This window comes from Actinomyces succiniciruminis (assembly GCF_900002405.1).
Classification (GTDB): Bacteria; Actinomycetota; Actinomycetes; order Actinomycetales; family Actinomycetaceae; genus Actinomyces; species Actinomyces succiniciruminis.
The window spans coordinates 1-11,747 of the sequence record NZ_LK995469.1 but is presented as its reverse complement, the minus strand read 5'-3'; the positions used below and the strand labels follow the sequence as shown (position 1 = coordinate 11,747).

Annotated in this window: 9 protein-coding genes; 8 read left to right on the top strand and 1 reads right to left on the bottom strand. The window is 73.3% G+C overall.

Going from position 1 to position 11,747, the window contains the following annotated elements; all coding sequences use genetic code 11:
• Positions 1-56: 56 nt before the first annotated feature.
• Positions 57-1,163 carry a non-hydrolyzing UDP-N-acetylglucosamine 2-epimerase gene (gene wecB / locus BN1056_RS01370; protein WP_210578465.1) on the bottom strand — a complete coding sequence of 369 codons (1,107 nt, stop codon included), beginning with the start codon at positions 1,161-1,163 and terminating at the stop codon, positions 57-59.
• Positions 1,164-1,408: 245 nt separating this feature from the next.
• Between wecB and BN1056_RS01365 the strand changes: the two genes are divergently transcribed.
• The 8 genes from BN1056_RS01365 to BN1056_RS01330 form a co-directional block, all read left to right on the top strand.
• Complete coding sequence (locus BN1056_RS01365) at positions 1,409-3,277, top strand: ABC transporter ATP-binding protein (protein ID WP_210578463.1); 1,869 nt, start codon at positions 1,409-1,411, stop codon at positions 3,275-3,277.
• Positions 3,274-4,824, top strand: a complete 1,551-nt coding sequence (locus tag BN1056_RS01360; RefSeq protein WP_210578461.1) for a glycosyltransferase — start codon at positions 3,274-3,276, stop codon at positions 4,822-4,824. Before BN1056_RS01365 ends, BN1056_RS01360 begins: the two co-directional genes overlap by 4 nt.
• The gene (locus tag BN1056_RS01355) at positions 4,821-6,056 is read left to right on the top strand and encodes a glycosyltransferase family protein (RefSeq protein ID WP_210578459.1); all 1,236 of its coding nucleotides are present in this window, start codon (positions 4,821-4,823) and stop codon (positions 6,054-6,056) included. Before BN1056_RS01360 ends, BN1056_RS01355 begins: the two co-directional genes overlap by 4 nt.
• Positions 6,053-7,195, top strand: coding sequence for a glycosyltransferase family 4 protein (locus BN1056_RS01350; RefSeq protein ID WP_210578457.1), 1,143 nt, complete (start codon positions 6,053-6,055; stop codon positions 7,193-7,195). The genes BN1056_RS01355 and BN1056_RS01350 overlap by 4 nt, the downstream gene beginning before the upstream one ends.
• Positions 7,196-7,200: 5 nt before the next feature.
• A complete protein-coding gene (locus BN1056_RS01345; protein ID WP_210578455.1) occupies positions 7,201-8,508 on the top strand; it encodes a glycosyltransferase family A protein in 1,308 nt (435 codons plus the stop codon).
• Positions 8,509-8,514: 6 nt separating this feature from the next.
• Positions 8,515-10,170, top strand: coding sequence for a glycosyltransferase (locus tag BN1056_RS01340; RefSeq protein ID WP_210578453.1), 1,656 nt, complete (start codon positions 8,515-8,517; stop codon positions 10,168-10,170).
• Positions 10,171-10,218: 48 nt separating this feature from the next.
• A complete protein-coding gene (locus BN1056_RS01335; protein WP_210578452.1) occupies positions 10,219-11,514 on the top strand; it encodes a nucleotide sugar dehydrogenase in 1,296 nt (431 codons plus the stop codon).
• Positions 11,511-11,747, top strand: a 237-nt coding sequence (locus tag BN1056_RS01330) for a DUF6541 family protein (RefSeq protein ID WP_342343926.1), incomplete at its 3' end; no start/stop codon positions are given. The genes BN1056_RS01335 and BN1056_RS01330, both read left to right, overlap by 4 nt.

Below are 11,747 nucleotides of genomic sequence, written 5' to 3'. Positions count from 1 at the left end.
CGTGGGCGGCCGGCCGAGCCGGGCCAGTCAGAACGGCCCGGACGGGAGCGGGACGGTCAGAAGGTGACGGTGCCGGCGCGGGTGCACAGCTCGGCCACCACCCGCTCGGCGGCCTGACCGTCGCCGTAGGGGGTGGCAGCGCCCGGGTCCGGCTCGGCCGGCCTGGGACGGGAGGCCGCCGCCACCAGTGCCTCCCCGGGCTCCACCAACACATTCCAGCCCAGTTCCACGGTCTCCACCCACTCGGTCTGCGGTCGCACCGTCGTACACGGCACCCGCAGCAGGAAGGCCTCCTTCTGCAAGCCGCCGGAGTCCGTGATCACGCCGCGGGCGTGCAGGGCGGAGGCAATCAACTCCGGGTAGGGCAGGGGCGGGTGCACCAGCAGCTGCGAGCCCGGGGCCCCGCCGACGGCCTCCAGGTCGATGCCGTGCTCGGCGCACTTGGCCACCAGCCGCGGATGCGCCAGCAGCACCACGGGATGGTCCACGCGGGCCAGGGCATCCAGCACCGCGCGCAGCCGGCCGGCGTCGTCGGTGTTCTCCGCCCGGTGGATGGTGGCCAGCGAGTAGCCGCCCTCTGCCAGACCCAGCTCGCGCATCACGGGCGACGGCGACCCCGCCACCTGGTCACGCACCCGCAGCAGCACATCGGTCATGACGTCGCCCACCACCACGGTGCGCTCGGCCAGCCCCTCGGCGGCCAGGTGGGCGGCGCCCACTGCGGTGGGGGTGAGCAGCAGGTCGGCGGCGTGGTCGGTGAGCACCCGGTTGATCTCCTCGGGCATGGCGCGGTTGAAGGAGCGCAGCCCCGCCTCCAGGTGGGCGCTCGGCACGTGCAGCTTCACCGCCGCCAGCGCCCCGGCGAGCGTAGAGTTTGTGTCCCCGTAGACCAGCACCCAGTCAGGGGCGTGCTCGGCCAGAACCCCGTCCATCGCCGCGAGCATGGCCCCGGTCTGCACCCCGTGCGAGCCCGACCCCACACCCAGGTGCACGTCGGGCGCGGGAATGCCCAGGTCGCGGAAGAAGACGTCGGAGAGCATGGGGTCGTAGTGCTGGCCGGTGTGTACGATCACGTGCTCCACGCCGGCGGCGGCGCAGGCGTGGGCGATGGGGGCGAGTTTGACGAACTGGGGGCGGGCCCCGACCACGGACAGCACCTTCATGGCTCGGACTCTACCGGCCGGTGCGCCCCCAGCAGGCGCGCTCGGGCGCCGTCGTCGGCACGGCCCATTCCGGCGCCTGCCGAGATGACCGGTCTCACCACTTCTACCGACCTCGGCACGTAACGTCGACCGACCTCGGCACGTAACGTCGACCGACCTCGGCGAGGGGAGGGCGGGGGAGTGCCGGCGCTGAAGCGGCGGTGGGAAGGGCCCACGCTGAGAGACCCGCTGGATATACTCGCCGGGTGAGTCTGCTGCTGCGCACCGTGAGGAGTTTGCTGAGCGTCCTGCCTCATGACGCTGCGCGCTTCATCCTGACCTTCGCCGGCCTGTTCTCAGCGCTGTCCCTGCTTGACGTCGCCGCCCTGGGACTCCTGGCGCTCCTACTGACCCCGCTGATGACCGGGACCTCGTTCACGGTGCCGATCATCGGCATCACGGTGGGCGGCACCGGCACGGTGTGGCTGCTGGTGGTGGTGTGCGTACTCATCATCAGCAAGGACCTGTTGGCCATCGCCATTCAGCGCGCCTCCACCAAGCGCTTCGCCAGCTTCGAACAGGATCTGGGCGCCCAGCTGCTCGACTCCTTCTTCTACGCCCCCTGGGCCGAACGACTGCGCCGCCACTCCACCGACCTGGTCCGCTCCACGGACGTGGGCGTGGCCTCCACCGTCTCCGGCGTGCTGATCCCCTTCACCCAGCTGGCCGGCGAGGTGTGCACCTTCGTGGCCGTCATGGTGGTGCTGTTCGTCGCCCGCCCCACGATGGCGGCCGTAACCGTCGCCTACTTCGGCATCGTCGCCCTGGTCATGTACATGTGGGTGCTGCGCCGGGCGGTGGCCGCGGGCAAGGACAACCGCACCTACTCGGTGCGTGCTGTTCGCCTGGTCTCCGAAATGGTCCACTCCCTGAAGGAGATCACCCTGCGGGACAAGGCCGCCGAACTCGAGCGCGTGGTGCTCGCCGAGCGCCGCAAGGCCTCCCAGGCCCGCGCCGATCAGTCCTTCCTCGGCGCCGTGCCCCGCTACATGCTGGAGATCGCACTCATCGGTGGTCTGGCCATCGCCGCCGGCATCGGCTACGCCCAGGGCGGGCAGAGCGAGGCGCTGTCCTCCCTGGCCCTGTTCGGCGTGTGCGGCTTCCGCATCGTCCCCTCCATCACCCGCTTCCAGACGATCATGGGGCAGACCGGCTCCAATATCCCCTACGCCGAGCGGGTGCTCGCGGAGATCGAGGCCGGCCGCGTCAACCGGGCCCAGCATGCCGAGATGGTCGCCGGCACCGAGCTGCCCGACGACGCCCGCGCCCTGGTGCTCGACAACGTCTCCTTCACCTACACCGGTTCCGACAATCCGGCGGTGGAGAACGTCTCCCTGACCCTTCCCTTCGGCACTTCCCTCGCCCTGGTCGGCGCCTCCGGTTCGGGCAAGTCCACCCTGGTGGACATGATCCTGGGGCTGCTCACCCCCTCGGGCGGGCAGCTGCGGGTCGACGACGTGCCCCTGACGGAGGTGCTGCACTCCTGGCGCTCCCGGGTCGGCTACGTGCCCCAGGAAGTCTCCCTGTTCGACTCGACCGTCGCCCATAACGTCGCCCTGTCCTGGGACACCGACTCCATTGACGTGGACCGAGTACGCCGGGCACTGCGCCGCGCCCAACTGCTCGACGTCATTGAGGAGCGCGAGGGCGGCATCTGGGCATCGGTCGGCGAGGGCGGCATGAAGCTGTCCGGCGGGCAGCGCCAGCGCCTGGGCATCGCCCGCGCCCTGTACTCCGAGCCGCTCGTTCTGATCATGGATGAGGCCACCTCCGCCCTGGACACCGCCACGGAGGCCGCCGTCACCGAGGCGGTCGCGGAGCTGTCCGGCGAGGTGACCGTCATTGTGGTGGCGCACCGCCTGGCCACCATCCGCCACAGTGACCAGGTGTGCTTCATGCGCGATGCCCACCTGGTCGCCTCCGGCACCTTCGACGAGGTGGTCGCCGCCGCCCCCGACTTCGCCCAGCAGGCGGCCCTGGCCGGACTGCTCGACGACGACGATGAGTCGGCCGCCCGGGGCGCCGTGGGCGCCGCTTCCCGCATGCAACCGGACAGGCAGGAGAAGACCGCATGAATGAGACGATGCCCGCCGACACCGCCGTCACGCGGACAGCTCCCTCCGGCGCCCCCGTCCCGGGCGGGTCGGCGCTGCGGCTACCGACCTTCAACGGGCGGGGCCCGCGCGTAGCCATGCTCGTCTACAACGACGCTCACAATGATGCCCGCGTCCTGAAGGAGGCGGCCGCCCTGCGCGCCGCCGGCGCCACCGTGCGCATCTTCGCCGTCGCCCGGGCTAACTCCGGCTACCCCGAGGGCACCGTCCCGGTGAGCGACGGCGTCGACATCGTGCGCGCCCGCGAGTTCGCCCTCGCCAATGTGTCCCCCCGCCTGGCGGCCCTGCGCGACCGCGTCACCGGCAAGACCGGCGCGCCCACGGGCGCCGAGGCACTTAAGACGCCGGCCGCCAGCGGCGCCGGCACCGAGCCCCAGGGCACACCGGCGCTCGCGGACGGGACTGCGGCGGTTCCCGCATCGGCGACCGACACCGCCCAGGTTGAGACGGCCCGCGCGCACGCCCCCCGCCCGACCATCACCACCGCGGCACACGCGGCGGCCGACCGCGCCGGCGCGCTCACCGCCGACGCGGCCATGCGCGCCTACAAGACCGTCTCCCTGGGCGACTACTGGCTGCGCGCCGCCCGCGCCGCGCTGGCCTGGATGCCCGACGTGGTTCACGCCAACGACGGCAACACCCTCGCCCCCGCCCTGTGGATCGTGGACCGCTGCCACGCCCGCCTCGTCTACGACTCCCACGAGCTTTGGCTGCACCGCAACGTCCGCACCGACCGGCCCGTGGCCCGCAAGGTGGAGGCCGCCGTTGAGAAGCGCGGCATCCGCCGCGCCGATGCCGTCATCACCGTCTCCCCCTCCATCGTCGACTGGCTGACCGAGCACTACCGGTTGGAGACTCCACCCGCCCTGGTGCGCAACATTCCCGCGGCCGGCCCCCTGCCCGATCCCGGCCGCGGACGGCTGCACGAACTGGCCGGCCTGGCCCCCACCGACAAGGTCATCGCCTACGGCGGCCGCATCACCACCTCCCGCGGCATCGAGGAGACCATCGCCGCGCTGCCGCACCTGCCCGCCGACGTCCACCTGGTCATGCTCGGCTACGGCGAACCGGACTACCTCGCCGTCGTCGCCCGCGAAGCCGCCCGCCACGGCGTGAGCGACCGCGTACACCGGGTGGGGCCGGTAGCCCCGCACGAGGTGGCCGACGCCCTGTCCGACGCCGACGTGGCGGTGGTGCACGTGCGCCCCACCTGCCTGTCCTACCGCTTCGCCCTGCCAAACAAGCTGTTCGAGTCCATCCGCGGCGGTCTGCCCGTGGCGGCCGCCGACCTGCCGGACATCCGCGCCGTCGTCGAACGCTACGGGGTGGGGGAGGTCTTCTCCGGGGAGGACCCGGCGGATCTGGCCGCCACCATCTCCCACATCCTGGCCGACCCCGACCGCTACCGGGCCGCCGCCCTGGCCGCCTGCCCGCAGCTCACCTGGGAGCAGGAGACCGGGGCGCTGATCGGCGCCTACCGCCGCGCCCTGATGGGGGAACGCGCATGAGCGTCCCCTCCGGCCCCACCTCCGCGCCTCGGCGCCCCCGCCTGCTGATCATCTCCTTCTCCCCAATCGCCGCCGACGCCCGCGTGCTGAAGCAGGTGCGCCTGTTCACCCCCACCCACGAGGTCACCACCTGCGGCTACGGCGAGGCTCCCGACGGCGTGGCCCGGCACGTGCGCATCCCGGATGAGCTGGTCTCCTGGCGGCTGGATCGCGCCGACCTGATCGCCCGCCGCTTCGCCCGCGCCCAGGCGCACCAGGAGGTGGTCGCCTGGGTGCGTGAACAGCTGGAGCCCGGCGAATTCGACGTGGTCCTGGCCGACGACGCCGAAACCGTGCCACTGGCCCTGTGGCTGCGCCCGGCCGGCGGCGTCCACGCCGACCTGCACGAGTACGCCCCCCGGCAGAAGGAGGGCGTGCCCCGCTGGCGCATCTTCGTCGCCCCCTACGTGCGCTGGCTGTGCCGCACCTACGTGACCCGCGCGGACTCGGTCACCACCGTCGCCCAGGGACTGGCCGACGCCTACCGCCGCGAATACGGCATCCGCGCCGAGGTGGTCACCAACGCCACCCCCTACCGGCAGGCCGACCCCACCCCGGTCGGACACCCCCTGCGGCTGGTGCACTCCGGCGCCGCCCTGCCCGACCGGCACCTGGAGATCATGGTCGAGGCCGTCGGCCTGACCGAACGCGACGTCACCCTGGACCTGTACCTGACCCGCAACGACCCCGCCGTCATCGACGCCCTGCGCGCCCAGGCCGCCGCCCTGCCCGCCGACCGCGCCGGCCGCGTGCACGTGATGGACCCCGTCCCCTACGCCGAGCTCATCGACACCCTCGCCCGCTACGACGTCGGCGTCTTCTCCATCCCGCCGGTCTCCTTCAACTACAAGCACACCCTGCCCAACAAGCTGTTCGACTTCATCCAGGCCCGCCTGGCCGCGGTCGTCTCACCCAGCCCGGAAATGGCCCGCGTGGTCGAGCAGTACCACCTGGGTGCCGTCACGGCGGACTTCACCGCCGCCTCCCTGGCCGCCACCCTGGACTCGCTCACCGACGCGCAGGTCGCCGCCGGCAAGGCCGCCGCCCACGCCGCCGCCCGCGAGCTGTCCGCCGAGCAGCAGATGTCCGGCTGGTGGGACGCCATCCTGGCCGCGGACCGCCGCGCCGCCGCCGTCGATCCGACGCTCGCCGTCCCGGCCGACCGCGGCACCGACACCGGGGAGAACGCATGAGGGTCCTCGCCGTAACCACCTGGTTCCCCACGGCCGTCGCCCCCTCCCGCGGCAGCTTCGTGGTCAACAACCTCCACGCCATCGGCCGGGCGCACGAGCTGCGCGTGCTTCACCTGGTCGCGCCCGGGGACGACGACGGCACCCGCCGCCTGATGCACGCCGGCCTGCCCGTGCGGCGCATCCCCATGAACCCACAAAACCCCGCCGACGTCGCCCGCGCCGCCCGCGCCCTGGGCGCGGCTCTGCGCAGCGACGCCTTCACCCCGCAGATCCTGCACACCATGGCCGCCTCCGCGCTGGAACCCGCCGCCCTGCTGCGGCCGCGGCTGCCCTGGATCCACACCGAGCACTGGTCCGCGCTGACCGCGCCGGAGACCCTGCCGCCGACGGCCCGGGCCGCCCTGCCCGCACTGCGTCGGCTGCTGCGCCTGCCCGACATCGTCACCACCGACTCCCAGTTCCTCGCCGACGGCGTGGCGTTGGGGCGCGGCGGGCGCGACACCCGCCCGGTACCGTGCATTGTCGAGCCCTATCCGCCCGCCCCGCGGCGGGACCGCGGCGACGGAACGCTGCGGCTGGTGAGCGTAGGCGGAATCATCGACCGCAAGGACCCGCTGCTGGCCCTCGAGGTCGTGGCCGAACTCGTGCGCCGCGGCGTCGACGCCCACCTGACCTGGGTGGGGGAGGGGCCCCTGCGCGACGCCGTCACCGAGCGCGCCGCCGCGCCCGACCTGGCCGGGCGCATCACCCTGACCGGAACCCTGGATGCCGCGGGCGTGCGCGCCGCGCTCGCGGACGCGGACCTGTTCCTGGCCCCCACCCGCTCCGACAACTTCTTCATCGCCGTGGCGGAGGCGGTCATTGCCGGCCGCCCCGTGGTCACCGGCGCCAAGGGCGGCCAGAGCGAGTACCTGGACCCCGCCTACTCGCGCCTGGTCGTCAGCCGCGATGCGTCCCAGTGGGCCGACGCGGTGGCCGAACTCGACGCCGCCACCGCGGCCACGCCCGCCCAGGCCATCGCCGCGACCATCGGCGACCGCTTCTCCACCGCCGCGGCCACCCGCGGCTACAACACCGCCTACCGCGACCTACTCGCCCCGCGGGGTGAGACCTGGCCCGGTGACGAGCCCCGGGGGTAACGCACGTGCACGAAACACTCGCCCAACCCGCCGCCCGCGGGCGCCGTCGACTCGGCCCCAACACCGTCGAACGCACCGACCTCGGGCGCCCCGAGCCGCCGCCCGGCGCGCAGGTGGACGTCGTCGTCGCCTGCCACACCCCCACCCGGCCGATCGCCCGCGCCGTCGCCTCCCTGCTGGAAGGCAACCCCGAGGCCGCCGTCACCGTCGCCTGCCACAATCGGCCCGCCGAGGAGATCGCCGCCGCGATCCGGCCCGGGCACCGCGAACTGGTGCGCTACCTGGAGCACACCGACCCCCGCCCCTCCGCCTCCGGCCCCTTCAACGCGGGCATGCGCGCCGCCCGCACCCCGTGGGTCTCCATCATGGGCTCCGACGACCGCCTCGCCCCCGGCGCGGTCGCCTCCTGGCTGGCGCTGGCCGGGGCGACCGGTGCCGAATTCGTCATTCCCCGCCTGGCCCTGGGACGCCCGACGGCGATCGTGCCCACACCCGCGCCGCGCCCCACCCGGCTGCTCGCCCCGTACCTGTGCTCCCGCGCGGCCGGTCGCGTCTCGAACCGTGCCGGTGGTCCCGCCGCCCGCGCCATCCGTCGCCTGGCCCGCACCGACCTGGCTGCCGACCGCCTCGCCTACCGCTCCGCCCCGCTGGGGCTGCTCAGCGTGGCGATGCTCCGGCGCACCGGCGCCCACCTGGTGGAGGGCGCCACCGTGGGTGGGGACGTGGCCATGGTGACCGGCCTGTTCGCCACCGTGCCCACCGCATACGACGCGGCCGGCCCCGTCTACCTGATCGGTGAGGACGCCTCCGACCGGGTCACCTATGACGTGCGTCCCATGGACGAGCAGCTCGGCTTCCTGCCCGGCGTGCTGCGCGCGCCCTGGTTCGCCTCGCTCACGGCGGCGCGACGCCGCGCCGTGGTGGTCAAGCTGGTGCGCATCCACGTGTTCGGCGCCGTCTACTACCGCGACCGGGAGGACATCTGGACGCCCACCGAGCGGGCCGCGCTGGCGGGCATGTGTCGGCGCCTGCACGGTGCTGCGCCCGGCTTCGACCGCGTCCTGTCGCGGGCGGACCGGGACCTGCTTGACGCCTGCCTGGATCCGGGTGTGCCGGCCTCCGTGCTCATCCACCGTGCCCAGGCGCGCCGCCGCCACGGTCGCCCCGCCACCCTGCTCACGCGCGACCCCGCCTGGCTGCTGGACCGGGAGGCCCCCCTGCGCTTCATGGCGGCCTCCATGCTTACCAAACTGCTTCCCGCAGCGCCCGCACCCGCACCGGCCGGCAACCCGCCGGCCCCAGACCAGGACTGAGCACCGATGCCACGCACCGCCACCGGGATCACCGGGATCGCCTCCCGTGCCGCCGTCACCCCGCCCGGACGGGCCGCGCTGGTCTCCATAACCCTGGCGCGCCTGCGCCTGGCCATCCGCCGGGACGACGCAGTCAGCGGCGCCATCGAGACGGCCCGTCGCGCCCGCTTCCTGGCCGACCGGGGCGAGCACGCCCGCGCCCACCGCCTGCTGGGGCGGGCGCGCGGGCTGCTGGGCGGCCGGCGAGCGGCGGCTGTCGTCGCCGTCGAGGAGGCCATCCTGGCTATGAACACGGGCGCGCAAACCGCCACCGGTGCTCTGCCCCCCAACGCCCTGACCGACCTACTCGCGCAGGCCGACGCCGCATGGGAGGCCGGCGCCGACGCGGCCGCGGAGGAACTGCTGGACATGGCCGTGCGGATGATGTTCCACCCGAGCCTGCACTTCGCGGCCGCCACCTCCGCCCTGACCGCGGACCCCGCCGTATTCCTGGCCCCGCTGCGCGCCTCGTCCGCGTGGGCCGCCGCCACCGCACCGCTGGCCTCCCGCCGGCACGCCTCCGTCCGGAAGGAGGGGCCGGAGCGGGTGCTGTTCATCTCCCTGAAGAACTGGACCTTCGTCCGCGGCATCGTCGAGGACTACCGCGCCGATCCGCGCTGCGAGGTACGCACCCTGGATCTGCGTGGCCTACCGGCTACCCCGACGCGGCGCCGGCTCCTGCACGCCCGCCTGCGCCTGGCCCGCGGCGTCGACCCGGTCGGCGCCGGCCTGCTCACCGGCGACTTCGACGAGGCGGCCACCGCCCTGGCCTGGGCCGACACCATCTTCGTGGAGTGGGGCAATGCGGCCGCGGTTTGGGCCAGCCTGGTGGCGCCGGTGCTGGCCCCGCGGGCACGGCTCCTGATCCGGGTCCACTCCTACGAGGCCTCCACCGTCATGCCACAGCTGGTGGACTGGACGGCCGTTGACCAGCTGGTCACCGTTGCCCCCACAATCCGGGAGATTCTGCGCGCCAGCCTGCCCCTGCCCGACACCCTGGAGGTCGCCACCGTCCCCAACCGGGCGCAACTGCGACGCTTCACCCTGCCCAAGGAACCGAGCGCTACCCGCACCCTGGCGCTGGTGGGCTGGGCAGCCCTGCGCAAGGACCCCGCCTGGGCCCTGGACACCCTCGACCTGCTGCGCCAGACCGACCCGGCCTGGCATCTGCTGCTCATCGGCCCCGGATTTCCGAGTCACCTGTCTCCGGAGGAGCGCATCTACGCCGACGCCGTGACCGCCCGCCTGGCTGCCCTCGGCAACGCCGTCACCATCACCGGCCGCACCGAGGTGGTGCCCCAGTACCTGCGGCGCGCCGGCGTGATCGTTTCCGCCTCGCGGCGGGAGGGCACTCACGAGGGCTTCATCGAGGGGGTCGCCTCCGGCGCTCTGCCCGTATGCCGCAATTGGCCCGACGTCGCCCGCTGGGGCGGCCCGGCGGCGCTGTTCCCGGAGGACTGGGTGGTGAACACCCCGCAGGAGGCCGCCGCCCGCATCCTCGCCCTGGCCGATGACGCCGACTACCGCCACCGCCAGCAGGAGCACATCCTGCGCGCCAACGACTGGTCGCATGTCAGGGCTCACTATGATGCTCTTCTCCTTGGGGCCGCCGCGGCGGGCTGAACGGGTATTCTCGCTTTGCCTGCTGCAGCCGCTGAGGAAGGATTCTGCATGCGCATCGCCGTCGTCGCCCTGGGAAAGATCGGTCTGCCCCTGGCGGTCCAGTACGCCGGAAAGGGCCACGAGGTCATCGGCGTGGACGTCAACCCCGCCACCGTTGAGGCCGTCAACGCCGCCCGCGAGCCTTTCCCCGGTGAGGCCGAGCTCGCCGACCGGCTGGCCCGGCTGGTGCCCGCCGGGGCGCTGCGCGCCACCACCGACTACGCCGAGGCCATCCCGGGCGCCGACGCCGTGGTGCTGGTGGTGCCGCTGTTCGTAAACGATGAGACCTGGGAGCCGGACTTCGAGTGGATGGACGCCGCCACACGTTCCCTCGCCGAGCACCTGACCCCCGGCACCCTGGTCTCCTACGAGACCACCCTGCCGGTCGGCACCACCCGCGGGCGCTGGAAGCCGCTGATCGAGGAGATCAGCGGGCTGAAGGAGGGGGAGGACTTCCACCTGGTCTTCAGCCCCGAGCGTGTGCTCACCGGGCGGGTCTTCGCCGACCTGCGCCGCTACCCCAAGCTGGTGGGCGGTCTGAACCGGGCCGGCACCGATGCCGGTATCCGCTTCTACGAGCAGGTTCTCGACTTCGATGAGCGCACCGACCTGCCCCACCCCAACGGGGTGTGGGACATGGGTACTGCCGAGGCCGCCGAGATGGCCAAGCTCGCCGAGACCACGTACCGGGATGTCAACATCGGTCTGGCCAACCAGTTCGCCGTCTACGCCGACAAGGCCGGCTTCGACATCCAGCGCGTCATCGACGCCTGCAACTCCCAGCCCTACTCCCACATCCACCGGCCCGGCATCGCCGTGGGCGGCCACTGCATCCCCGTCTACCCGCGCCTGTACCTGTCCACCGACCCGGACGCCTCGATCGTGCGCACCGCCCGCTCCTTCAACGCCACCATGCCGCAGTACGTGGTCGACCGCGCGGTGGAGGTGCTCGGCAGCCTCGAGGGGATGCGCGTGGTGGTGCTGGGCGCCTCCTACCGCGGCAAGGTGAAGGAGACCGCCTTCTCCGGCGTGTTCCCCACGGTCGAGGCGCTGCGCGCCAAGGGCGCGCAGGTGCTGGTCCACGACCCCATGTACACCGACGCCGAGCTGGCCGGCTTCGGCTGGGACGCCTACCACCTCGGCGACGCCGTCGACGTCGCCATCGTCCAGGCCGACCACCCCGAGTACGCCACCCTGGCCCCCGCGGACCTGCCCGGCGTGCGGCTGCTGCTCGACGGCCGCCGCGTCACCGACCCCGCCCTGTGGGCCGGCACCCCCCGCCTGACCATCGGCGGGGGCAAGTGACCTGGCTTCAGGCACTGCCCGCAGCCGCCTTCCTCCTTGCCTTCCTGCTCGCCCCCGGCTACCTGGTGGGGCGGGCCTTCGGCCTGGCGCGCCTGCAGTCCCTCGGGGCGGCCCCGGCCATGGCCGCCGCCGCCGTCGGAGCCCTGACCGTCCTGTACCGCTGGGGCGGGGTGCCCTGGCGTACGGGCACCGCCCTCGCCGGTACGCTGGCGCTGCTGGCGGCCTGCCTGGCC

What these genes read in the sequence shown, in the direction of transcription:
- wecB (WP_210578465.1), bottom strand. Translation starts at nt 1,163, where the DNA reads ATGAAGGTGCTGTCCGTGGTCGGGGCCCGCCCCCAGTTCGTCAAACTC.
- BN1056_RS01360 (WP_210578461.1), top strand. Translation starts at nt 3,274, where the DNA reads ATGAATGAGACGATGCCCGCCGACACCGCCGTCACGCGGACAGCTCCC.
- BN1056_RS01355 (WP_210578459.1), top strand. Translation starts at nt 4,821, where the DNA reads ATGAGCGTCCCCTCCGGCCCCACCTCCGCGCCTCGGCGCCCCCGCCTG.
- BN1056_RS01350 (WP_210578457.1), top strand. Translation starts at nt 6,053, where the DNA reads ATGAGGGTCCTCGCCGTAACCACCTGGTTCCCCACGGCCGTCGCCCCC.
- BN1056_RS01340 (WP_210578453.1), top strand. Translation starts at nt 8,515, where the DNA reads ATGCCACGCACCGCCACCGGGATCACCGGGATCGCCTCCCGTGCCGCC.
- BN1056_RS01335 (WP_210578452.1), top strand. Translation starts at nt 10,219, where the DNA reads ATGCGCATCGCCGTCGTCGCCCTGGGAAAGATCGGTCTGCCCCTGGCG.